General features: G+C 62.8%; 22 protein-coding genes. 7 read left to right on the forward strand and 15 right to left on the reverse strand.

The genetic code is table 11. The annotated features are described in order from the left end of the window. Nucleotides 1-25: 25 nt before the first annotated feature. The 6 genes from argC to ATN37_RS04325 all read right to left on the reverse strand — a co-directional run bounded on the left by argC (nt 26) and on the right by ATN37_RS04325 (nt 4,875). A complete protein-coding gene (gene argC, locus ATN37_RS04305) occupies nt 26-1,096 on the reverse strand; it encodes an N-acetyl-gamma-glutamyl-phosphate reductase (protein WP_162114721.1) in 1,071 nt (356 codons plus the stop codon). A 38-nt stretch (nt 1,097-1,134) separates the two neighbouring features. Next, complete coding sequence (locus ATN37_RS04310) at nt 1,135-1,596, reverse strand: hypothetical protein (protein ID WP_021344370.1); 462 nt, start codon at nt 1,594-1,596, stop codon at nt 1,135-1,137. A gap of 117 nt (nt 1,597-1,713) precedes the next feature. After that, nucleotides 1,714-2,649, reverse strand: coding sequence for an SDR family oxidoreductase (locus ATN37_RS04315; protein ID WP_058227020.1), 936 nt, complete (start codon nt 2,647-2,649; stop codon nt 1,714-1,716). Continuing rightward, entirely contained in the window at nt 2,646-3,134 is a 489-nt protein-coding gene (locus tag ATN37_RS32360; RefSeq protein ID WP_256933141.1) for a bile acid:sodium symporter family protein, read from the reverse strand. The genes ATN37_RS04315 and ATN37_RS32360 overlap by 4 nt, the downstream gene beginning before the upstream one ends. Then, nucleotides 3,131-3,556: a bile acid:sodium symporter family protein gene (locus ATN37_RS32365; protein WP_256933142.1), complete on the reverse strand. Its 426-nt coding sequence runs from the start codon at nt 3,554-3,556 to the stop codon at nt 3,131-3,133. The genes ATN37_RS32360 and ATN37_RS32365 overlap by 4 nt, the downstream gene beginning before the upstream one ends. Continuing rightward, nucleotides 3,556-4,875, reverse strand: a complete 1,320-nt coding sequence (locus tag ATN37_RS04325) for an NAD(P)/FAD-dependent oxidoreductase (protein WP_007736253.1) — start codon at nt 4,873-4,875, stop codon at nt 3,556-3,558. Before ATN37_RS04325 ends, ATN37_RS32365 begins: the two co-directional genes overlap by 1 nt. 56 nt (nt 4,876-4,931) lie before the next feature. On the opposite strand from ATN37_RS04325, the gene ATN37_RS04330 reads away from it, so the two are divergent. Further along, nucleotides 4,932-5,993 carry an Lrp/AsnC family transcriptional regulator gene (locus tag ATN37_RS04330; protein WP_054801331.1) on the forward strand — a complete coding sequence of 354 codons (1,062 nt, stop codon included), beginning with the start codon at nt 4,932-4,934 and terminating at the stop codon, nt 5,991-5,993. 58 nt (nt 5,994-6,051) lie between these two features. Here the strand turns inward: ATN37_RS04330 and pheT are convergent, their stop codons facing one another. The 6 genes from pheT to infC all read right to left on the reverse strand — a co-directional run bounded on the left by pheT (nt 6,052) and on the right by infC (nt 12,077). Next, entirely contained in the window at nt 6,052-8,538 is a 2,487-nt protein-coding gene (gene pheT, locus ATN37_RS04335; RefSeq protein WP_063316070.1) for a phenylalanine--tRNA ligase subunit beta, read from the reverse strand. A 60-nt stretch (nt 8,539-8,598) separates the two neighbouring features. Further along, entirely contained in the window at nt 8,599-9,669 is a 1,071-nt protein-coding gene (gene pheS / locus ATN37_RS04340) for a phenylalanine--tRNA ligase subunit alpha (RefSeq protein WP_003944109.1), read from the reverse strand. 170 nt (nt 9,670-9,839) lie between these two features. Continuing rightward, nucleotides 9,840-10,670 (reverse strand): RNA methyltransferase, encoded by an 831-nt coding sequence (locus tag ATN37_RS04345; protein WP_007736261.1) that lies wholly within the window; start codon nt 10,668-10,670, stop codon nt 9,840-9,842. Nucleotides 10,671-10,693: 23 nt separating this feature from the next. Next, on the reverse strand, nt 10,694-11,083 hold the full coding sequence (gene rplT, locus ATN37_RS04350; RefSeq protein WP_003944011.1) for a 50S ribosomal protein L20: 390 nt from the start codon (nt 11,081-11,083) through the stop codon (nt 10,694-10,696). A 63-nt stretch (nt 11,084-11,146) separates the two neighbouring features. Further along, entirely contained in the window at nt 11,147-11,341 is a 195-nt protein-coding gene (gene rpmI / locus ATN37_RS04355) for a 50S ribosomal protein L35 (protein ID WP_003944043.1), read from the reverse strand. Nucleotides 11,342-11,384: 43 nt separating this feature from the next. Further along, nucleotides 11,385-12,077: a translation initiation factor IF-3 gene (gene infC / locus ATN37_RS04360; protein ID WP_003944008.1), complete on the reverse strand. Its 693-nt coding sequence runs from the start codon at nt 12,075-12,077 to the stop codon at nt 11,385-11,387. Between the two features lie 369 nt (nt 12,078-12,446). Here infC and ATN37_RS04365 point away from each other — a divergent pair, with 369 nt between their 5' ends. Both ATN37_RS04365 and ATN37_RS04370 read left to right on the forward strand, forming a co-directional pair. Then, entirely contained in the window at nt 12,447-12,815 is a 369-nt protein-coding gene (locus ATN37_RS04365) for a DUF1844 domain-containing protein (protein WP_007736262.1), read from the forward strand. Between the two features lies 1 nt (nt 12,816). Continuing rightward, entirely contained in the window at nt 12,817-13,233 is a 417-nt protein-coding gene (locus ATN37_RS04370) for a DUF1801 domain-containing protein (RefSeq protein ID WP_003944044.1), read from the forward strand. Nucleotides 13,234-13,238: 5 nt separating this feature from the next. On the opposite strand, the gene ATN37_RS04375 is transcribed toward ATN37_RS04370, so the two are convergent. Further along, nucleotides 13,239-13,949 carry a YafY family protein gene (locus ATN37_RS04375; RefSeq protein WP_047270467.1) on the reverse strand — a complete coding sequence of 237 codons (711 nt, stop codon included), beginning with the start codon at nt 13,947-13,949 and terminating at the stop codon, nt 13,239-13,241. 80 nt (nt 13,950-14,029) lie between these two features. Here ATN37_RS04375 and ATN37_RS04380 point away from each other — a divergent pair, with 80 nt between their 5' ends. Continuing rightward, nucleotides 14,030-14,737, forward strand: coding sequence for an alpha/beta fold hydrolase (locus ATN37_RS04380; RefSeq protein WP_030536734.1), 708 nt, complete (start codon nt 14,030-14,032; stop codon nt 14,735-14,737). A 71-nt stretch (nt 14,738-14,808) separates the two neighbouring features. Here the strand turns inward: ATN37_RS04380 and uvrA are convergent, their stop codons facing one another. Continuing rightward, nucleotides 14,809-17,769, reverse strand: a complete 2,961-nt coding sequence (uvrA, locus tag ATN37_RS04385; protein WP_024487477.1) for an excinuclease ABC subunit UvrA — start codon at nt 17,767-17,769, stop codon at nt 14,809-14,811. A gap of 174 nt (nt 17,770-17,943) precedes the next feature. Between uvrA and ATN37_RS04390 the strand changes: the two genes are divergently transcribed. Then, the gene (locus ATN37_RS04390; RefSeq protein WP_218694813.1) at nt 17,944-18,630 is read left to right on the forward strand and encodes an MBL fold metallo-hydrolase; all 687 of its coding nucleotides are present in this window, start codon (nt 17,944-17,946) and stop codon (nt 18,628-18,630) included. A 28-nt stretch (nt 18,631-18,658) separates the two neighbouring features. Here ATN37_RS04390 and ATN37_RS04395 read toward each other — a convergent pair whose 3' ends face one another. Further along, nucleotides 18,659-19,120, reverse strand: a complete 462-nt coding sequence (locus ATN37_RS04395; protein WP_256933143.1) for a DUF2716 domain-containing protein — start codon at nt 19,118-19,120, stop codon at nt 18,659-18,661. A 217-nt stretch (nt 19,121-19,337) separates the two neighbouring features. Here ATN37_RS04395 and ATN37_RS04400 point away from each other — a divergent pair, with 217 nt between their 5' ends. Both ATN37_RS04400 and ATN37_RS04405 read left to right on the forward strand, forming a co-directional pair. Next, nucleotides 19,338-20,270: a DoxX family protein gene (locus ATN37_RS04400; protein ID WP_003944048.1), complete on the forward strand. Its 933-nt coding sequence runs from the start codon at nt 19,338-19,340 to the stop codon at nt 20,268-20,270. A gap of 132 nt (nt 20,271-20,402) precedes the next feature. Further along, nucleotides 20,403-22,685 carry an ATP-binding domain-containing protein gene (locus ATN37_RS04405; RefSeq protein WP_218694814.1) on the forward strand — a complete coding sequence of 761 codons (2,283 nt, stop codon included), beginning with the start codon at nt 20,403-20,405 and terminating at the stop codon, nt 22,683-22,685. Nucleotides 22,686-22,690: the final 5 nt, after the last annotated feature.

Raw genomic sequence — 22,690 nt, forward strand, 5'->3', positions numbered from 1 at the left:
TCGATCTGCTGCGGATTGTCGGTGCTCACGGAGCTACTCCCACGGTAGAGAGACCTGCGGTCTCGGGTAGGCCAAGGGCGAGATTCATCGATTGCACCGCGCCACCGGCGGTGCCCTTGGTGAGATTGTCGATTGCCGAGATGACAACGAGCTGACCGGCGTCGGCGTCGACGGTGACCCCGATCTGCACGGCGTTGGATCCGATCACAGCGCCGGTCTGCGGGAAGATGCCGGCAGGCAGCACATGAATGAACGGCTCGTCGTTGTATGCCTTTTCGTAGATTTCGCGTGCCTGCTCTTCGGTGGCCGTGGTGGCTGCCGTGCAGGTCGCGAGGATGCCGCGCGGCATGGGCGCGAGCACCGGAGTGAAGGAGACACTGATGTCCTTGCCGCCTGCGGCCGAGAGATTCTGAATGATCTCAGGGGTGTGGCGATGGACGCCGCCGACGCCGTACGCACGGACGGAGCCCATGACCTCGGAACCCAGCAGATCAGCCTTCGGTGCCCGGCCGGCGCCCGAAGTGCCACTGACCGCAACCACGTTCACGTGTGAGTCCACGATCCCCGCGGCAACGGCGGGGGCCAGTGCGAGGCTCGCTGCCGTCGGGTAGCAGCCCGGAACGGCGATGCGGGTTGCGCCTACCAATTTCTCACGGGCACCGGGCAATTCAGGAAGACCGTAGGGCCAGGTGCCGGCATGAGCGCTCTTGTAGTACTTCTCCCAGGCTGCGGAATCCTGCAGCCGGAAGTCCGCGCCGCAGTCGATGATGACCGTCGACTCGGGCAGCAACTTAGCGTACTGAGCCGAATTTCCGTGTGGGAGACCGAGGAAGACGACGTCGTGACCCGAGAGGATCTCGACAGTGGTCTCTTCGAGTACCCGCGAAGAGAGTGGAAGCAAGTGCGGATGATGCTCACCGAGCGTCGAACCGGCGTTGCCACCGGCGGTCAGCGAACCGATCACCAGACTGCCGTCGGCGTAGGACGGGTGCCCGAGGAGCAGACGCAGAACCTCACCACCGGCGTACCCACTGGCGCCGGCAACGGCGACTCTGATCGGCTTGCGTGCGTTCTCGGTCGTACCACCTTCAGTCATGTCACACAGTATGCATCATTGTGCATCGGAATGCATAATTACTTACCCATGGATCGTCGAATCTCCTCGAGCTTGGCCTTTGCGGCCTTCTGGCGCTCGTCCCACTGCTCGTCGACGGACTTTCCGGCAGGACTCTCGTGTGCCAATTCGGCCGAACCTATGGAAGTACCGAAGCGCCCCTCTATCTTCTCCCGAACACGGTCGAAAGTGGGGACTCCCCCTTCGGTGTAGTCGGGTTCGGGAATTCTCGGGTCGGTCGCAAGTACCACCGGGACGTCGATGATCTCGTCGACCTCCACAACGGTGTCGGGCAGTTCGACTTCTTCGGCGTCCGTGATCGTGTTGTCGTCCTCTACACGGTGCGGCTCGAGGCTCGCGGCAGCGGTGTCCACCACGGAAAGAAGGACCGACAAGCTCGGACGACGCTCGACCACTGCGCGGACGACCGCGAGGAAGTCCTTGTCGTCGAGTGCACTGGCGGCCTCGACTACCTGGTGCACGGACCCATCGTGCTCGGACCCATCATGTTCGGGCCCATCATTTCGTGACACTGTCAGTCCCTTCTCGAAAACGCCGACGGACAATTCCGATCCTTCCACGACCGTCCGTCGAAGGGGTCAGCGTGACGCGAGATACGCGGCAAATGCTTCCTCGCTCGAATATTCGGGGACGTATCCGAACTGTTCCTTGAGCCGCCGATTGTCGAGAACCGGTCGGTACTGGAGAAATCCGACGCGCTCCGGACCGTGTTCCGTTACGCCCAATCGCCGTCCGACGCGTAGAACGCCTCGCAACAACCATGCAGGAAGCGTCACCGTGCTCTTGCCCATCCGGGAAGCCAACTCGTCGACGGTCAACGAGCCGTCGCCCGCGACATTGAAGATGCCCACTTGGTTTCCGGTCACGGCCTCCGCAAAAGCGCCCGCGACATCGGTGTGCCAGACGAAGACGAAGGGGCTGTCGCTCCCGGCAACCTTGAGCAGCTTGCGGCGATCGAACAACGCGGTGATCTGATTGTCGACGCTCTCACCCAAGATCGTGCCGATCCGGAAGACAACCTGTTCCAACTCCGGGTGTTCGACGCGATATTCGGCGAGCATCTCTTCGACCAGGCGTTTGTGGCGACTGTATGTGAATTCGTCGTTGCCTCGGACAGGTACGTCCTCGGTGATCCACGGTGGGCTGTCGGAGTGGTAGCCGTACGCCGCTCCGGACGAAGACACGACGATCCGTCCAACCCCGTGTTCGACGCAGGCCGCGAGCACGTTTCGTGTCCCGTCGACGTCGACGCGGTACTCCTGCTCTGCTGTCGTGTTCTTGCCGGGATTCACGATGGACGCAAGGTGGATCACGACGTTCGGTCGGTACTGACCGAACACCCGCCCCAATTCTGTGGGGTCGCAGACGTCCGCCCTGACGCGGCGGATGCGATCGTCCGGCGTGTCCTTGACCGTGAGGTCGACACAGACGACGGTGATGCCCTGCGCGATCAGTGCGTCGATGACAGCGGTACCCAGGAACCCGTTTCCGCCCGTGACGAGTGCGACGGTCATGCCGGTACCGCCTTTCGGGCGCGTCGCTTGGACCAGATCGTCGCCAGAGCCAACCCGGCGATGATGTCCCAGATCCCCCACCAGCCGGCCACGACGGCCATGCCACCGAGACCGTCGAAGAACGTGAACACCAGGCCAAGCCCCAGCCCCGCATTGCGGATGCCGACCTCGAAAGAGACGGCGCGACGGCTGTATTCGTTCAACCCGGTGACGGCGCCGCAGAAGTATCCCAGTGCGAGGGCAACCGTGTCGTGCAGGAAGACCGCGAGCAGTACCACCCCGATGTAGTCGACGAAGTACGACGCATTCCCCGACACCCCCGCGACGATGAAGATCAACAACGCCACCAACGAACCGTTTTTCACCCAAGGCTGCGCTTTCGCGGCGATCTCCGGAAACCTTCGTGCCGCCCAGATGCCGAGAACGAACGGCACACCGATGATCAGGGCGATTTGCGCGACCATCTCGAGCGCATTCAGGTTCACGGACTGCAACAGAGCGTCGGTCTCCGGGCGTCGGCTCCCCAGAACGCAAGATTGAGCGGCATGAGGAAGATCGCGAGGACGTTCGACACCGCCGTCATGGACACCGAGAGTGCGACGTCGCCGCCCGCCCGGTGAGTCAGGACGTTCGAGATGTTCCCTGGCGGGCAGCACGCCACCAGGATCATGCCGAGTGCTACCGACGGAGCCGGCGAGAGAATCAGCGTCAGGAGAAAAGTCACTGCCGGCAACAGCAGGAACTGCGCAACAATACCCACCGCCATCGCCTTGGGTTTGGTGAGCGCACGACGAAAGTCGTCAACCGAGGTGTCGAGGGCGATCCCCAGCATGATCGTGGCCAGCACCACGTTAAGGATCATCAACGATCCCGGGTTGAAGTTGAGCACCACGTCGTCGATCGGCATCACTGTCCTCCCTTCGTCAGAGCGGCATCAAGCAGTCCGATGTGCCGCTTGATCGCCGAGCGGTAGGCGTCCTTGTTCACGTAGTAGGCCATTCGTCCCAACTTCAGGTACTTGTATCCCCCGGACAGATCTGGAGGAGGACCGGCCGCCGCCGCCGAGAATTCCCGCGCCGCGGCGGGGGCTTCGGTACGTGCGGTGATCAATTTGGCCACCAACTCGGCCTGCTCGAAACGGCCCTGCCACCCGAGACCGGATGCTTCGACCATGCCGAGAACAAAGAGATTGTCGTGGCGGCGACTCGCGACGTTGAGGAACAGGTCCGGGGCAGCGCCCGACCAGTCCAAGTCCTCGCGCGCGATGAAGGGATAGTCGAGGTGATAACCCGTGGCGCAGAGAACGAGGTCGTAGTCGGCAGACGATCCGTCGACAAACCGCACCGTCTTCCCCTCGAACCGGTCGACGTCGGCGCGCACGTGCACATCACCGTGCCCGATGTGGTGCAGGATCAACGAGTTCACGACCGGATGCGATTCGTAGATCTTGTAGTCCGGTGCCGGAAATCCGAACCGCACCGGATCACCCGTGAACTGCTTGAGTACCAAGGTGTCGACGCGTTGTTTGATCCACGGCGGCAACGGCTTTCCCTGATTCAAGGTGTCCGAGGGTCGGCCGAACAGATACTTGGGGACGAAGTAGTAGCCTCGCCGAACGCTCAGGTCGACGCACTCGGCCTGGTGGACGGCATCGACGGCGATGTCGCATCCACTGTTGCCCGCCCCGATGACCAGTACCTTCTTCCCGCGGAAGATCTCGGCGCTGCGGTACTGGCTCGTGTGCATCAACGTGCCGGTGAAGTCGCCCCGGAAAGTCGGCATGTTCGGCTTCGACAGCGTTCCGTTCGCGATGATCACGCCTCGATACCGCGCGACTGTTGTCTCACCGCTGCGACTGCGCGTGGTGACCTGCCACAGCGAATCGACCGGCGAAACGTCGACGACGGTAATGCCGAAGGCAAAGTGCCTGCGAAGATCGTGAGTATCGGCGTAGTCGCGGAAATAATCGGCAAGTTCGACGTGGCTCGGGTAGTCGGCCACCGAATCAGCCATCGGGAACTCCGCGAATGCGGTGGTGCCCTTCGAAGAGATGAGGTGCGCCGACTCGTAGACGGTGCTGTGCGGGTTGTCGATGTCCCAGAGCCCACCGACGTCGTCGTGGCTCTCGAAGCCGTCGAACGCTATCCCGGCCCGATCGAGGTTTCGCGCGCCGGCCAATCCAGACGGGCCCGCTCCGATCAGCGCGTACTTCTCCTCTGTGATCATCCGTCGAGCGTCGCAGATAGTCCGAATCTTGCAGCAATATGCCGGATAATGACGTTATGAGTGCACCAGATGCCGGCAACGGTCGCAGGATAGATGAAATCGATCTGAGGATAATCAATGCGCTCCAGCTCGCACCGCGATCGAAGTGGCTTTCGTTGGCCGAACCACTCGAACTCGACGCCGCGACTCTCGCCCGTCGTTGGAATCGACTCTCCGAATCGTCGTTGGCCTGGGTCACGGTCACTCCAGGGCCACAGGTGCTGGGCAGCATCGTCACAGCGATCATCGAAATCGATTGCTCACCTGCTCTTCTCGACACCGTCGCGGCACGGCTGACTCGCTCGGCCCACGCCGTGACCATCGAAGCATCAACGGGCAGAGCAGATCTGCTCGTCACAGCCGGTACCGCGGATCTGGCGTCGATGTCGCGCTTCATCTCGGAAGACGTCGCAACGATCGACGGTGTACTGGCGACACGAACCTCGATCATCACACGCTGGTTCACCGAAGGTGGGCGATGGAGACTCAATGCGCTGGCACCGTCCGAGAAGGGTGTGCTGACCACCAGCGAAAACCGTCCTGCCGTGCGCGCTCGGCCGACCGGGATATCCGAACAGGATCGCAAGGTTCTGACGAAGCTCGCTTACGACGGGCGCACTCCCATGAAGGAGTTGGCCGACGCGATCGGTGTCAGTCCCGCTGCGTGCAAACGCCAGATCGACCGGCTCACGTCTTCGGGGTTGGTGGCGCTGCGGTGTGAATTCGCGCGGCCGCTGGCCGGCCTTCCCGTGCTCGCCACTTTGTGGTGCCGCGTCGAACCCGAGCTTCTCGATACGGCGGGACGAGTGCTGAGTCGGGCGTCGGAAGTTCGAAACTGCTTCGCTGTAGTCGGCCCCGACAACCTGGTGGTTCAGTTGTGGCTGCATTCTCCTGCAGAACTCGATGCATTCGAAACTCGTCTGCGCAAGGAGATTCCGGGTCTTTGCGTCACGGAACGATCCATCGTGCTGTATCTGCGCAAACTGCTCGGCCACGTGCTCGACCAGCAAGGGCGACGGACGGACACCGTTGCGCCAGATGTGTGGCTTTCCGATTCACCTCAGTCGAAAAGCCGATAACACGACAGAGCCCACGACCACCTGGGATGGACGTGGGCTCTGTGATCAGTTGAGGAAATCAGCCGCGCATCTGCGCACCGACGGCCTTGGAAGCCGCCTCCACTGCCGCATCACGCGCGGCACTGGCCTCGTCCTCGGTCAGCGTCCGGTCGACACCACGGAATCGCAACGCGAACGCGAGCGACTTGCGGCCTTCACCGACCTGCTCGCCCTCGAAGACGTCGAAGAGGCGAATGTCTTCGAGAAGTTCGCCGCCGCCGGAACGCAGAGCTTCCTGCACCTTGGCTGCCGGAATATCGCGATCGACAACAACCGCCACGTCCTGGAGCACTGCGGGGAAGGGCGAAATGCGCGGCGCCGGCAGGTTCTCGACCAACGGCAAAGCGTCGAGGTCGATCTCCAGTGCACAAGTGCGCGCAGGCAATCCCGCACGCTCGAGAACAGCCGGATGCAGTTCGCCCGCATGACCGACTACGTTGCCGTCAACGACAACCTCGGCGCAACGGCCGGGATGCCACGGCAGGTACTGCGCCGCACGCAGTTCCACCTCGACGCCTGCTGCAGCTGCAATGACCCGCACTGCTGCAAAAGTGTCCGAAGCCTCGGCCTGACGGCCAGGGCCCCAGGGGCCGCTCGGCTCACGCAAACCACTCAACACTGCAGCGATGTGCACGGGCTGAGCCGGCAACGACGCGATCAGGTTCGCGATCTGCTCGTCCGTCGGACGACGATCCACCGGCAATGCATCCACCGGCTTGGTGTCGGGGCCCGGCAGGACGACCTGCGCGATGCCGTACAGCGACAGATCACGCTGACCGCGAGAAGCGTTGCGAGCCAGGATCTCCAGCAGACCCGGGAGCAGCGTGGTCGCCAACTCCGGACGATCGGCTTCGAGCGGATTGAGGACCTTGCTGGTGTTGCGGCGCGGATCATCCGCGTCGAGGCCCCAGACGTCGAAGACGTTCGTAGGCAGGAAGACCGGAGGAAGGACCTCGACGTAACCGGCGTGAGCCACGGCCTTCGAGACCGTGCGCTTTCGCCGCTGCGACGGAGTCAACCCACGTCCGGCCGGAGCGGCGGGAAGCACAGACGGGATCTGCTCGAGACCTTCGAGGCGAAGAACTTCCTCGACGAGGTCCGCAGGCTGCACCAGGTCCGGACGCCACGACGGCGGCGTCGCGACCAACTGGCCGTGTCCTTCTTCGCTGACGCCGACCTCGACGTTGCAGCCAACCTGGGTGAGGCGGCGAGCTGCGGTGCCGTTGGGGTACGTGACTCCGGCGACACGGTCGGGCAGGTCGATATCCATGCGAATGGCAGCGCGAGGGGCGACATCGCCCACGTCGGTCAGGACCGGTTCGATCCGTCCGCCGGCAATCTCGACCAGCAGAGCGGCTGCGCGGTCGACGGCCGCGAGCGGAATTGCCGGATCGACGACGCGCTCGAAACGCTTGCTCGCCTCACTCGGCAGCTTGTGCCGGCGCGCCGTCTTGAAGACTGCGAGCGGATCCCAGGTAGCTCCTTCGAGGAGGATGTCCGTCGTTGCCGTTCCCACCTCGGTGGTTGCGCCGCCCATGACGGCAGCCAGCGAGATGACTCCGGAATCGTCGGCGATGACAACGTCTTCGGGATCGAGCGTGCGTTCGACGTCGTCGAGCGTCGTCAGCTTCTCCCCCGCCTTGGCGCGACGGACCACCAGGTCGCCCTGCACTGCGGTCGCATCGAACGCGTGCAGAGGCTGACCGAGTTCGAGCATCACGTAGTTGGTGACGTCGACTGCCGGCGAGATCGGGCGAACACCCGAGAGCAGCAGTCGACGCTGCAGCCACCACGGGCTCACTGCCTGCGGATCGATACCCGTGATCTTCCGCATCACGAAACGCGAAGCCTTGGACTCCGGTTCGAGGCGCACCGGCCAGGCTTCACCCTCAGCCGGGTGAGCGGGAACCGAAGCGGGATCGGCGTATTCGAGATCGAAGCCGCACGCGAGTTCTCGCGTGAGACCGCGGACCGAGAAGCAGTAGCCACGGTCCGGGGTGATGTTCAGTTCGATGATCGTGTCACCGAGACCGAGCAACTCGTTGCCGTCCGCGCCGGGTTCGGCGGTACCGGGCTCGAGCACCAAGATGCCCGAATGGTCTTTGCCGATACCGAGTTCCGAGACGGAGCAGATCATGCCGTCGGACACCTGGCCGTACGTCTTGCGAGTGGCGATTTCGAATCCGCCGGGCAGCACCGCGCCGGGCAACGCAACGACGACGAGGTCACCCTCGTTGAAATTGCGCGCGCCACAGACGATGCCACGGGGCTCGGGTTCGCCGACCTCGACCTGGCAGAAGCGGATCGGCTTCTTGAACTCGGTCAGTTCGGTGATGGAGACGACCTTGCCGACGACCAACGGGCCGTCGATCGCCTCGAGTGTGTCGAGTTCCTCGACTTCGAGTCCCACCCGGACGAACCCGGCGTCCAGCTCTTCCGGGGTCACCTCCCAGTTGGGAGTTGCCCGCTGCAGGATCTCGGTCAGCCAGGATTGCGCTACTCGCACGTCTGCTCAGCTCTCTCGTTTGTCGATAAGTCTTTGTGAAGGTTCCGCGGACCGGATCGGTCAGCCTGCGACACCGAAGGGCAGCGTGAAACGCACGTCACCTTCGACGATGTCGCGCATGTCCGGGATACCGTTGCGGAACTGCAGGGTCCGCTCGAGGCCCATGCCGAATGCGAAACCCGAGTACTCGTCGGGATCGATACCGCTGGCGCGCAGAACGTTCGGGTTGACCATGCCGCAGCCGCCCCACTCGACCCAGCCTGCGCCGCCCTTCTTGTTCGCGAACCAGACGTCGACCTCGGCCGACGGTTCCGTGAACGGGAAGTAGTTGGGGCGCATACGGGTACGCGTCTCGGGGCCGAAAAGGGCACGAGCGAACGCGTCGAGAGTTCCGCGCAGATTGGCCATGGTCAGGCCCTTGTCGACGGCCAGGCCCTCGACCTGCGAGAAGACAGGCGTGTGCGTCGCATCGAGTTCGTCGGTGCGGAACGTGCGGCCCGGGCACACCACGTAGATCGGCACCTCACGCGAGAGCATCGTGCGGACCTGCACCGGCGAGGTGTGGGTACGCAGCACCTGGCGAGAGTTCTCGGGCGCCAGGTGGAAGGTGTCCTGCATCGTGCGCGCAGGGTGATCCGGCAAGAAGTTGAGCGCGTCGAAGTTGAAGTGCTCGGTCTCCACCTCCGGACCCTCGGCAACTTCCCAACCCATCGCGACGAATACGTCGGCGACCTGCTCGGAAATCAGGCTGATCGGGTGACGCGCCCCGACGGGGTGACGATCGGAAGGCAGAGTGACGTCGATTGCCTCGGCAACCAACACCGCGGCGTCACGCTCGGCGAGGAGGACCTCACGACGAGCGTCGTACGCGTTGTTGATCCGAGTGCGGAAGATGTTGACGCGCTTACCGGCGTCCGCCTTTTCCTTGCCCGGAAGGCTGCCGAGACCCCGGCGCGCGAGGGCGATCGGGGACTTGTCCCCCAGGTGCTCCACCTTGACGTGCGCCAGCGCGTCCAGGTCAGCGGCGTCCGCCAGCGCCTTCTCGGCGTTCTCAGCCGCAGCGGTCAACGCCTCTTCGGTGAGTACACTCGCGTCGACCTCCGGCGGTGTCGCGCCCTCATTTTTGGCCACGGCTGTGACGCTCCTGTCGCTTCTCGGTTTACTTCTCGTACTGCGTGCTTCTTGTACTGCTTACTTCTTGTACTGCGAGCGAGCATTCGAACTCGCTTGAGCATTGTCTCTGCTCTTGTATTGTCTCAGGCTTCCGCAAATGGGATTCCGTGAGGTCTTCGCGTGCGTTTTCAGCCGTGATCGGTGGCGCGATTTTGCACCCGCGCGCTTGCGTACAGGCAAATTGCCGCCGCTGTCGCGAGGTTCAAGCTTTCGGCGCGGCCATGGATCGGAATCCTGACCCGATGATCAGCCTGCGCGGCGATCGCCGGATCGAGACCGTGCGCTTCGTTACCGAACAGCCAGGCCGTCGGCTTGCTCAGCAACTCGTCGGCCTCGTCGAGATCGACCTCGCCGTCAGCTGCAGTCGCGAGAATCTGAATGCCGGCTGCGCGAATCTGCTCGATCACCGACACTGTGTCTCGATCGCGGACGACTGGCAGGTGAAACAGGCTGCCCGCCGACGAACGAACGACCTTGCCGTTATGCGGATCGACGCTGTCGCCGGCGAGGATTGCCGCGTCGGCACCCACTGCGTCTGCGATGCGAATGACGGTGCCCGCGTTACCTGGTTCGTTGACCTCGACCGGCACTGCGAGCAGGCGGGTCTCCTGATGGACGGCTGCGCTCAGCGGTACATCCAGTAGATCGCTGACGGCAACGAGTCCGGGCGGCGTGACGGTATCACTGAGAGCTTTGATGGCTCGATCGGTCACAAGAGCAACACGAACTCCAGCGGTCAGCGCCCGATCGATGACGTGCTGATAGCGCTCGGCTGCGTCCTCGGTGTAGAAGAGGTCGTGCACCGGGCGGGCCTCGCCATTCGAGAGTGCACCGTTCAACAGTTCGGTGACCGAGTTCTCGCCCTCGACGAGGAAACGTCCTGCTTTGCGTCGTTCTGCTGTGCGCAGGAGCTTGACAGCAGAAACGACCCGCGGAGTCCGCTCGGTGAGCGGGTCCACGGGCCGTTGCTGTGATGCGTGAATCAGGCTGCTTCTCCGGCAGGAGCGTTCACGTCAGCCGGCAGAGCGGCCTTCGCGAGTGCGACCAGGCCGGCAAAGGCCTCGGCATCGGAGACAGCGAGCTCGGCCAGGATCTTGCGGTCGACGTCGACCTCTGCCAGACGCAGGCCCTGGATGAGGCGGTTGTACGTGATGTCGTTTGCACGAGCTGCAGCGTTGATACGCGTGATCCACAGCTTGCGGAACTCGCCCTTGCGCGCACGACGGTCGCGGTACGCGTAGGTGAGCGAGTGGAGCTGCTGCTCCTTGGCCTTGGTGTACAGACGCGAACGCTGTCCACGGTAGCCGCTGGATGCAGCAAGAATTGAACGACGCTTCTTCTGGGCGTTGACCGCCCTCTTTACGCGTGCCACTTGAAAAATCCTGTCAATCTAGGGGCTGAAAGTACGGCCCCGGGTGGTCAGTAAGGGGGCGACTCAGATGCCGAGCATGCGCTTGATGCGCGGAGCGTCGTCAGGGCTGACAACAGCGACACCGTCGAGACGACGGGTAACCCTGCTGGACTTGTGCTCGAGAAGGTGGCGACGGCCGGCCTTCTGGCGCATGAGCTTTCCGCTGCCGGACACCTTGAATCGCTTCGAGGCGCCGCTGTGGCTCTTCATCTTGGGCATGGAGTCCTCAGTTCTTGTTACGTGGTGGATCTTGGGAAATCGACTAGCTGGCCGGAGCCTCGGGAGCGGCATCGCCGGTCGCCGGTGCTTCCGGAGCTGCTTCACTGGAAGCCGGTGCGGCCGGAGCCGGACGCGGAGCAGCCTGAGCCACTGGCGCCTGAGCGCTCTCCTGCGCCTTGACACGAGTCTTGGCGCCCTTGTGCGGTGCCAGGACCATCGTCATGTTTCGGCCGTCCTGCTTTGCCGAGGTTTCGACGAATCCGAGATCTGCGACGTCTGCTCCCAGACGCTGCAGAAGGCGGTAGCCGAGTTCGGGGCGTGACTGCTCACGTCCGCGGAACATGATCGTGACCTTGACCTTGGAACCGGCTTCGAGGAAGCGAACGACGTTGCGCTTCTTGGTCTCGTAGTCGTGGTCGTCGATCTTGGGTCGGAGCTTCTGCTCCTTGATGACCGTCAGCTGCTGGTTCTTACGTGACTCACGTGCCTTCTGTGCAGCCTCGTACTTGAACTTGCCGTAGTCCATGATCTTGCAGACCGGTGGACGGGCGTCAGGAGCTACCTCGACCAGGTCGAGGTCGGCCTCAAGGGCCAAGCGGAGTGCATCTTCAACACGCACGATGCCTACCTGTTCGCCGCCAGGTCCGACCAAACGAACCTCGGGAACGCGGATACGATCGTTGATGCGGGTCTCAGTGCTGATGGGGCCTCCTAGGTTGAACGGTGCGGTCTTCATGACCGCACGCAGCCCGTACCGCCCGCACCCCAACAAAAAAGCCCCGCTGTGATGATTGCTCATCCGCGGGGCCCGATGTCGACCGATCACATAAGATCCAGCTCACGCCGAAACCTATCTCCTCGACTGAGCGAGGAACCTGACGAAGAATGATCTCCGATAACAGGTGACCGGAACCACTGAACTGCAGTTTCACCTGCCGCGCAGAGGTGGGAGTCGGACTCCACTTGCTGCCCCCGAACAAGTCGGAGGCGGTCGTTGCAACAAGAGTAACAGGTCGCCACAGATGAAAGAAATCGGTGCCGCTCCCAGTACTGCCGGGAGAGGCCCGATTCAACACCGTCACGGCCTGATGGAATCCTTACATCCATGAGTGAGAACTTCGAGGCAGAACAGAACACCGACGGCGCGAACCCCGACGTCCGCGAACTCTCCGAAGTTCCCGCGGTCGAGGTCATCAGCCGTGCTGCAGTGATGCTGATGAGTTCGGCTGCCGAAAAACTCGGCCTCTCCGACGCCGATCCGTCTTCCAGCCCCTACCTGGACCTCGACGAAGCGCGTCGCGTCATCACGGCACTTGCCGGACTCGTGACTGCGTCGGTCGAATACCTCGGCCCTCATGCCGGACCCATCCGTGAAGGCCTCCAAGCCCTGCAGCGCGCATTCCGTGAGGCCTCCTCGCACCCGGACGAGCCAGGAAAGGGACCGGGCGAGAAGTTCACCGGTCCGGTCTACTGAGTTGGCAACCGCCAACAAGACTCAACCGACGCCCGAGGACGTCGACGCATTCATTTCACGCGTCGACGACCGCAAACGCGCCGACGCCGTGGAGCTGATCTCCCTCCTGTCGGCCGCAACCGGCGAGCCTGCTGTCATGTGGGGCTCGAGCATCATCGGATTCGGGGCACGGCACTACCGATATGCGAGTGGCCACGAAGGTGACACCCCACTGATCGGGTTCTCCCCCAGGGCCACCGCGCTCACGTTGTACTTGTCGCTGAACTTCGACGACTATACCGACACGCTCGCTCGCCTCGGCAAGCACAAAATCGGCAAGGGCTGCCTGTACGTCAAACGGCTGAGCGACGTCGATATGACGGCCCTGACCGAACTGATCACGGATTCCGTTGCCGCAGCCCGCAACATGATCGACTGAGTCACTCACCTACGGGGAGAAACAGGCCGAGCGTCTTCGGGCGGTTGCCCGAAGACGGTCGAATCGCGTGGTGTGAAGTGATCGTTCGTCAGCGTGGCCCGACGCATTCGATCGAGTCGAAACCACCGCACCGCGTCGCGCTGGCGACACCAGCCGATGAGAAACCACTGCCCACGGTCCTGCGCCAGAATGTGCGGCTCAACTGCCCGCACCGTCTCCGCACCGTCCCCATCCACGTAGTGCAACGACACGACGCGACTCTGCTCGAGACCTTGCTCGACGGCCTGCCGGTTCGCGCGCGAATCCGTCAGAGCCCCGCCGTCACCGCGAATCCACACGCGGCCACCGAGCTCCGCAACCTTGCGACGACTCTCCTCGTCCATCACATCGAGCAGTTTCGCCAGCGCTGCTCGTCCATCCGGCGCAAACGGAGCATCACCCATCGCCGTCAAGGCCAACGCGATCGAAACTGCTTGCGGAACAGTGAAATTCACCGGCGGTAGCGTGGCGCGACCTACGAGTCGGTAACCACCCCCGGGGCCTGAGCGCGCTTCGATCGCCGCACCCGACATCATCAGCGTCTCGATATCCCTCTTGATCGTCCGGGTGGTGACACCGAATTCCTCGGACAATCGGGAGCACGTAGTCCCTCGATCGCCCTGTCGCCGAAGTTCCTCGACGAGAGCATGCAATCTCGCAGCTCGATTCACGTTCACCAGTGTCTCAGATTCCGATACCAAACGGTGACATAATTGGTGACACTCTGTTGTCACCAACCCGGGCGCACTGTGAGTACATGAAAACTCACATCGTTCTTGTTCCCGGATTCTGGCTCGGTTCATGGGCTTGGGATGCAGTACTCCCACACCTCGAACGTTCCGACACCCGCGTGACCAGCCTGACACTGCCCGGGCTCGACGCAGTAGACACAGATCGATCAGCGGTCACCTTCGACGCTCACGTCCGTGCAGTCGTCGACGCCGTATCGGACTCCGACGAGCGCACGGTCTTGGTCGTACACAGCGGCGCTGGCCCGGTGGGGTACGCCGTCACCGATCGCATCCCGGATCGCGTCGCTCGGATCGTCTACGTAGACTCGGGCCCCATGCCCGACGGCGCAGCGCTGCGACCGGATCTGGCCTCCGATGTCATCGAGATTCCGCTCCCCACGTGGGCAGAGCTCGAAGCGGACGGCAGCAGCCTCGAAGGACTCGACGAGAAAGCTCTGGAGACGTTCCGCGCCAACGCGGTACCCGAACCGGCTGGGCCCGCGCGTGAGCCGATTGTCCTGACGAACGAAAAGCGCTACCAGGTGCCGTCAACCGTCGTTTGCAGCACGTTCCCCTCCGCGGTGATCGCCCAGATGGCCGACGGAGGTCATCCGATGGCCGCCGAACTGGCGAAACTCCCCGTGACGTACGTCGACCTCCCGACCGGCCATTGGCCGATGTGGTCGCGCCCCGAAGAGGTCGCCAACGTAATTCTCGAGACCAGCACTTCCTGATCGACAAAGCAGTGATGCCGGGTCGATTCCGACCCGGCATCACTGACCGATTTCTACTTGCTCACGTTCTACTAGCTCACGGAAGCGGCTTTCTTCCGTGGCGCGGCCTTCTTTGCGGCAACTGCCTTCGTCGCACGCTTCTTGGTGATCGGCTTGGCCTTGACCGGCGCGTGTTGTGCGGTGAGAACCTCACTGAGGAACTTGCCCGTGTAGCTCTCGGGGACCGCGGCAACGTCTTCCGGCGTACCTTGCGCCACAACGGTTCCGCCGCCGGATCCACCCTCGGGTCCCATGTCGACGACCCAGTCCGACGTCTTGATCACGTCGAGGTTGTGCTCGATCACGATCACGCTGTTGCCCTTGTCGACCAGACCGTTGATCACGATCAGGAGCTTTCGGATGTCCTCGAAATGCAGACCCGTGGTGGGCTCGTCGAGGATGTACACCGTGCGACCGGTGGACCGCTTCTGCAATTCGGCGGCGAGCTTGACGCGCTGCGCTTCACCACCGGACAGAGTCGGAGCCGGCTGACCCAGTCGGACATAGCCCAGGCCGACGTCGACCAGCGTCTTGAGGTACCGGTGAATTGAGGTGACCGGCTGGAAGAACTCGGCTGCTTCCTCGATAGGCATGTCGAGTACCTCGGCGATCGACTTGCCCTTGTAGTGGACCTCGAGCGTTTCGCGGTTGTACCGAGCGCCGTGGCATACCTCGCAGGGCACGTACACGTCCGGCAGGAAGTTCATCTCGATCTTCAAGGTTCCGTCGCCGGAGCACGCCTCGCAGCGTCCACCCTTGACATTGAACGAGAATCGGCCGGGCTGGTAACCGCGGACTTTCGCTTCCGTCGTGGCCGCGAACAGGGTTCGAATCTTGTCGAACACACCGGTGTACGTCGCCGCATTCGATCGCGGAGTCCGGCCGATCGGAGACTGATCGACCTGCACGAGCTTGTCCAGCTGATCGAGTCCGTTGATTCGTGTGTGACGGCCAGGCACCTGGCGTGCACCGTTGAGCTTGTTCGCCATGACGGTCGCGAGAATGTCGTTGACCAACGTCGACTTGCCCGAACCGGAGACACCGGTGACAGCGGTGAGAACACCCAGCGGGAAACTCACGTCGATGCCGTCGAGATTGTGCTCGCGAGCTCCGACGACCGTGACCTGGCGTTTGCGGTCCACCGGTCGACGAATGGCCGGAACCTCGATGAAGCTACGACCTGACAGGTAGGCGCCGGTCAGAGATTCTTCACACGTCAGCAGTTCTTCGTATGGCCCGCTGTGGACGACCTTGCCGCCGTGCTCGCCGGCGTACGGTCCGATGTCGACCACCCAGTCGGATGTACGGATCGTGTCTTCGTCGTGTTCGACGACGATCAGCGTGTTGCCGAGGTCGCGCAGGCGCGTCAGGGTTTCGATCAGTCGCCGGTTGTCACGCTGGTGCAGCCCGATGGACGGCTCGTCGAGCACGTACAACACACCGACGAGTCCGGATCCGATCTGCGTTGCCAAGCGAATTCGCTGGGCCTCGCCACCGGACAACGTGCCCGCGGCTCGCGAGAGGGAAAGGTATTCCAGGCCGACGTCGAGCAGGAAGCCGAGGCGCGCCTGAACTTCCTTGAGGACCTGACCCGCGATGGCCTCTTCACGCGAACCGAGAGTGAGGCTGTTCAGGAAATCCGCGCAATCGGAGATCGACAGTTCACAGACCTCGGCGATGGACTTACTGCCGAAGTCTCCCGCCGCGATAGTTACCGACAGGATTTCGGGGCGCAGGCGAGCACCACCACACGCCGGGCACGGGGTGTCGCGCATGTACCCGTCGTAGCGTTCCTTCATCTGATCGGATTCGGTCTGTTCGAGCCGGCGGTGCAAGAACGGCATCACACCTTCGAACTCCGCGTAGTAGGAACGGGTACGGCCGTACCGATTCTTGTACCGGACGTGAACCTGCTCCTCACTGCCTTCGAGGATTGCTTTGCGGGCCTTCGCCGGCAACTTGTTCCACGGCGTCTTCATGTCGAATCCGAGAATGTCGCCGAGGCCGGACAGCAACCGTCCGAAGTACTCGGAACTCTGGCCCATCGACCACGGCGCGATTGCACCGTCTTCGAGACTCAGGTCGGGATCGGGAACCACCAGATCCGGGTCGACCTCCTTGCGGATACCGAGGCCGGTGCATTCCGGGCAGGCGCCGTAGGGCGAGTTGAAGGAGAACGAGCGCGGTTCGAGATCGTCGATCGCGAGTGCGTGGCCATTCGGGCAGGCCAGCTTCTCGGAGAAACGACGCTCACGATCAGGTGCATTTTCTTCACGGTCGACGAAGTCGAGGACCACGATGCCTTCAGCCAAGCGAAGTGCGGTCTCGACCGAGTCGGTCAGGCGCTGCTTCGAACTCGCCTTGACCTGCAATCGGTCGACCACTACTTCGATGTCGTGCTTTTCCTGCTTCTTGAGCTTCGGCGGATCCGCCAGCGAATGGACGACACCGTCGACGCGCACTCGCGAGTAGCCCTGGGTGTTGAGCTGATCGAAGAGATCGACGAACTCGCCCTTACGAGTACGGACCACTGGTGCGAGGACCTGGAACTTGATGCCCTCCTCCATCTCGAGCACCTGGTCGACGATCTGCTGGGGCGTCTGACGTGCGATCTTCTCACCACACACCGGGCAGTGCGCCGAACCTGCGCGGGCATAGAGAAGTCGGAGGTAGTCGTAGACCTCGGTAATGGTGCCCACCGTCGAACGGGGGTTGCGGTTGGTCGACTTCTGGTCGATCGACACCGCAGGAGACAATCCCTCGATGAAGTCCACATCCGGCTTGTCCATCTGACCGAGGAACTGACGCGCGTATGCCGAGAGCGACTCGACGTAGCGGCGCTGACCTTCGGCGAAGATCGTGTCGAACGCGAGGCTGGACTTGCCGGAGCCGGACAACCCGGTGAAGACGATCAGGCTGTCTCGCGGGAGGTCGAGATCGACTCCTCGCAGATTGTGCTCACGCGCACCCCGCACGATCAGGCGATCCGCCACACCAATTCCCTTCATTGTCAATCGTCCGGGGCCGTCCCCCCGGAGAAGTCTCGAGTGGCCTCGCAAACGCGAGTCCTCGAGCGATCGTCATCGTAGGCCGAGCCACCGACACGTTTTTCTCACCAGGCGAGCCCATCGCTCTACCTGCCCCTATTCGAAGGTAGCCTGCGTTTCATGACGAATCAGCCCATCGTGATCGACGACTCCTACACCGGTCAGCTCTCCCCCGATTCTGCCCCTCAGCGGCGCACGGTCGAAGGCGCCGTCATCACGAAGATGTCGGTCGGCCCCATGGACAACAACACTTACCTCGTCGTCTGTTCCACGATCGGGAAATCTCTCCTGATCGATGCGGCCAACGAAGCCGAGAAGATCATCGCGCTCATCGCACAGGAAGCACCTGTTTTCGATTCCATCGTCACCACCCACCAGCACGGCGATCACTGGTTGGCCCTCGAAGACGTTCACGCCGCAACCAAGGTGCCGACCGCCGCGCACCCCCTCGACGCAGAGGTCCTTCCCGTCACCCCGGACGTACTCCTCGAAGACGGCGACAAGGTGACCGTTGGCAACTTGAGCCTCGACGTCATTCACCTGTCCGGCCACACGCCCGGCTCCATCGCGCTGGCTCTCACCGAACCGAGCGGACAGGTTCACCTCTTCACCGGCGACTCACTCTTCCCCGGCGGAGTAGGCAAGACCGCCGACCCCGAGAAGTTCACTTCTCTGCTCGACGACGTGGAAAAAAAGCTGTTCGGAAGGTACGACGACGCGACCGTCGTCTACCCCGGGCATGGCAAGGACACGACGCTCGGCGCCGAGCGCCCGCACCTGGCGGAGTGGCGCGAACGCGGTTGGTGACGTTTCACCTGTTCCGTACTGGACCCCGCTAACCGACTTGGCTGTCGACCTGTTCACCGTTGACTCGAAGTCGCGGAAGCCAGGTCGACAGAGTCCGGCCCAGTCCTTCGACCATCCGTTCCCCGAACACACACAGCGTGCGTTCCCACGGATGGCCGAAGGTCCCTTCCGTGAAGTCGCCCCGACTGAATATGTAGTAGTCACCGTTCGGATAGACCGGGACACGCCACTCCGCAAGCTCCTTCGCAGCAGCGTGTGCCTCCGCGTCGAAGGTGTAGCCCGGATGCTGCCAATCCAGAACGACGAAGTTGGGATCGTCGTTCCAATCGGTGACAAAACAGCGCAGCGCTTCGGCGTTGATCGCATCCACGCGAGCGGCCCACGCCCCTGGAGTCGCAGCTGGCGCCGCACCCGAATCGAAGTCCGCGGACGGCGTCGGCTCAGCGATATCTTCGTGGCAACCACTCCATGGTGGTTGATCGGTGTGCATTGTGTGACACCTTCGAACACGCCGTATGCGGATACGCGGTAACGGATACTTCAGAACGGTGTGTCCGGATCAGTGGAGAAGTCATCGTCGCAGTACAGCGCGCTTCGGCGACCAGGAATCCGGCGACCGGGCCAGGCGTGCCGGGATCGCCGAACCGGACCAATTCCTTGTGAGATCGCTAGGGTGGAAAACGAACCTACATCGGGAGGCTTGAAACATGCTGGTACGTCGAATTGCTCGTCCACTGCTTTCCACGATCTTCATCGCCGGGGGAATCGATGCTTTGCGCAACCCCGCTCAGCGAGCAGCCAAAGCGTCACCGCTGATCGACAAATCCGTCGAGACGCTGCCAGGAGCAGTGACGCAGAAGGTGCCTGCTGATCCGGAAACACTCGTCAAGATCAACGCCGCCGTCCAGATCGGCGGCGGTGCCCTGCTGGCCACCGGCAAGGCGCCGCGGCTCGCGTCGTTGGTGCTCGCGGGGAGCCTGGTACCGACCACGCTTGCCGGTCACGACTTCTGGAACGAAACCGATCCGTCACTGCGAGCGATGCAGCGCACAAACTTCATCAAGAACGTCAGCTTGCTCGGCGGACTGATGATCGCCTCCGTCGACACCGAGGGCAAGCCGTCGCTCGGCTGGCGCGGCCGTCGCGCCGCGAAGAAAGCCCAGGCGTCTATCGCCGCAGCACTTCCATTGGTCGCATCGCAGACCGATCACACGAGCGATCGCGTCGAGCATGCTCTGTCGGTGGCATCCGAACGCGGTTCCGAGCTTGCCGAAACCGCGAAGGCACACGGCACGGATTGGCTCGAACTTGCGAAGGAGCGCAGCTCCGAGTTCGCGGAGATCGCGAGCAAGCGAGCCGCGGAATTCGGAGAGGTCGCCAAGGAACGCGGCCCGGACATCCTCGAAGTCGCGCAGAAGCGCGGCTCCGAACTGGCCGAGACCGCACGCGAGCGCAGCGCCGAACTGGCAGAGCTGGCGAGCAAGCGCAGCTCCGAGTTCGCCGAACTCGCGCTCGAAAAGAGCAACGAGTGGGCCGAAACGGCGTCGGAGCAGACCGAGGTGCTGGGTAAGCGTGCGCGCAAGCGCGCAGAGAAGGCGCTCGAAAAGGCTCGCGCCAAGAAGGACGAATTGACGCACTGAGTGCACCGAAAGACACGGTCAGGCCACCTTCGGGTGGCCTGACCTGTATCTATGCGGCAGTTCATCTGGGGGAACTAGACTGTCTTGGCGCTTTTGCAGCGCGTGAATTTCTCATCAAGCCTAGGAGATCCTTTGCCCGACGCGGACCCGTCACTGAACGAGCACGAGCTCGAGCAGCAGTACGTGACGATGTTGTACTCCCGTCTCGACGATCTTCGAAAGTATGCCCAAACTCGCTTGAGCACGGTCCTCCTCGAGACCGGCGGAACCCCGCAAGCACGCAGCGAACGCGAATCCTTCAACGCCATGTACACCGAGGATCTCGCCAAGTACGACGCAGCCGAGAACGGAATGTGTTTCGGACGCATCGACTTCGACGACGAGCGACGCTACGTCGGCCGACTGGGAATCCTGGACACCGACAACGACTACGAAACGCTGCTCCTCGACTGGCGAGCTCCGATGGCGCGCCCGTTCTATCTGGCGACGCCCGCGGCACCTGAGGGCGTGAAGCGGCGACGCCATATTCGCAGTCGGAGCCGCACAGTCACCGGCATCAACGACGAATATCTGGACCTCGACGCGGCCCGCGCCGCCGGCGTGGTGACCGAAGCCGGCGGCGTCGCCGGTGAGAGCGCTCTCCTGGACGCTCTGAACGCAGCGCGTACGGGTCAGATGAACGACATCGTCGAGACCATTCAGAGTGAGCAGGATGCCATCATCCGCTCCGAGCACAAGAGCGTTTTGGTCGTCCAGGGCGGTCCGGGTACCGGTAAAACCGCAGTCGCCCTTCACCGTGCCGCCTTCTTGCTCTACACCTACCGTCAGCAACTGGCCAAGGCCGGTGTTCTCATCATCGGGCCGAACGCGACGTTCCTCGACTACATCAGCCAGGTCCTTCCTTCACTCGGTGAGACCGGAGTTCTACTCTCGACGATCGGGGACCTGTACCCCGGAGTGCGTGCGACTCGTACGGATTCCCTCGCCGCCGGTGAGATCAAGGGTTCCCTCGCGATCCTCGACGTGCTCAAGAACGCCGTCCGGGATCGGCAGGAAGTTCCGTCGAAGCCGATTACCCTTCGATTCGACACGTACGACTTGAAGCTGGATCGAAAGACTGTCACGAAGGCGCGCGGGCGTGCTCGGTCGTCGCGTCGCCCACACAACCTGGCGCGCCCGATCTTCGTGGCAGCAGTCATCGAGGCGTTGGCACTGCAGATGGCCGAACTCATCGGCGGAAACCTCGTCGACGGTGGGTCACTCCTCAGTCGGGACGACATCGCCGACATTCGCGACGAGATGCGTGAGGACCCGGACATCATGTCCGCCATCGGAAAGCTGTGGCCCGAATTGTCGCCGCAGCAAATCCTCGCGGAACTGTGGACGTCGCCGGCGAGGTTGGCCAAGGCAGCGCCGCAACTCGACGACGCCCAACGCGACGAGCTTCTGCAGAGCGTCGGACCGGGTTTCAGTGCGGCCGATGCTCCCCTGCTCGACGAACTGGCCGAGATTCTCGGCGTCGACGACGCCGCCGAACGCGAACGCGCACAACGTGAATGGCGCGCGCAGATCGCCGACGCCCAGGGCGCCCTCGACATCCTCACCGGGTCTGCACCACAGGATCTCGAAGACGAGATGGATCCCGAGATCTTGATGGCGTACGACTTGATCGACGCCAGCCAACTCGCCCAACGCCACGATCAGGGCCAGCGCCAGACCACGGCAGAACGCGCTGCCGGCGACCGAACCTGGACCTACGGTCACGTGATCGTCGACGAAGCCCAAGAGCTCTCCGAAATGGCGTGGCGAATGCTGATGCGGCGCATACCGAATCGCTGGATGACGTTGGTCGGCGATACAGCTCAGACCGGTGATCCCGCGGGAACTTCGTCCTGGCAGAAGATTCTCGAGCCTTACGTCGCCAAGCGCTGGAAGCTCACCGAACTGACCGTCAACTACCGAACTCCCTCGGAGATCATGGATGTCGCGCACCGTGTGCTCGAAGAGATCGACCCGGAGCAATCCGTGCCCCGGTCGGTACGCGACAGCGGATTCGCGCCGTGGGCGCTCAAGACCACGGCCGAAGAATTGGAATCGACCGTGCGCCGTTGCATCGAGTCCGAGTCGCATCCCGGTATCACCGCAGTGATCGCCGGTTCCGAGGTCGTTGCCGATCTGGCGGGCATTGCGAGTGACACCGTAAGCGTCCTGTCCGTCAAGGACGTCAAGGGACTCGAGTTCGACACAGTGTTGATCGTCGAACCTGCCGACATTCTCGACGAGTCACCACGCGGAATGAACGACCTCTACGTCGCATTGACCCGCGCTACCCAGAGGCTCGGCATCATTCACGTCGAGTCGCTCCCCTCGGTTCTCGACGGCGTCGAAGCAGCAGAGTTGGCCTTCGATTCGTGAGCATC

It is taken from the genome of Rhodococcus sp. MH15 (assembly GCF_019266045.1).
GTDB lineage: Bacteria > Actinomycetota > Actinomycetes > Mycobacteriales > Mycobacteriaceae > Rhodococcus_F > Rhodococcus_F qingshengii.

Coding starts and splice junctions, on each gene's coding strand:
- argC (WP_162114721.1), bottom strand. CDS start 1,096: ATGACTGAAGGTGGTACGACCGAGAACGCACGCAAGCCGATCAGAGTC.
- ATN37_RS04315 (WP_058227020.1), bottom strand. CDS start 2,649: ATGACCGTCGCACTCGTCACGGGCGGAAACGGGTTCCTGGGTACCGCT.
- ATN37_RS32365 (WP_256933142.1), bottom strand. CDS start 3,556: ATGCCGATCGACGACGTGGTGCTCAACTTCAACCCGGGATCGTTGATG.
- ATN37_RS04325 (WP_007736253.1), bottom strand. CDS start 4,875: ATGATCACAGAGGAGAAGTACGCGCTGATCGGAGCGGGCCCGTCTGGA.
- ATN37_RS04330 (WP_054801331.1), top strand. CDS start 4,932: ATGAGTGCACCAGATGCCGGCAACGGTCGCAGGATAGATGAAATCGAT.
- rpmI (WP_003944043.1), bottom strand. CDS start 11,341: ATGCCCAAGATGAAGAGCCACAGCGGCGCCTCGAAGCGATTCAAGGTG.
- infC (WP_003944008.1), bottom strand. CDS start 12,077: ATGAAGACCGCACCGTTCAACCTAGGAGGCCCCATCAGCACTGAGACC.
- ATN37_RS04365 (WP_007736262.1), top strand. CDS start 12,447: ATGAGTGAGAACTTCGAGGCAGAACAGAACACCGACGGCGCGAACCCC.
- ATN37_RS04380 (WP_030536734.1), top strand. CDS start 14,030: ATGAAAACTCACATCGTTCTTGTTCCCGGATTCTGGCTCGGTTCATGG.
- ATN37_RS04390 (WP_218694813.1), top strand. CDS start 17,944: ATGACGAATCAGCCCATCGTGATCGACGACTCCTACACCGGTCAGCTC.
- ATN37_RS04395 (WP_256933143.1), bottom strand. CDS start 19,120: ATGCACACCGATCAACCACCATGGAGTGGTTGCCACGAAGATATCGCT.
- ATN37_RS04400 (WP_003944048.1), top strand. CDS start 19,338: ATGCTGGTACGTCGAATTGCTCGTCCACTGCTTTCCACGATCTTCATC.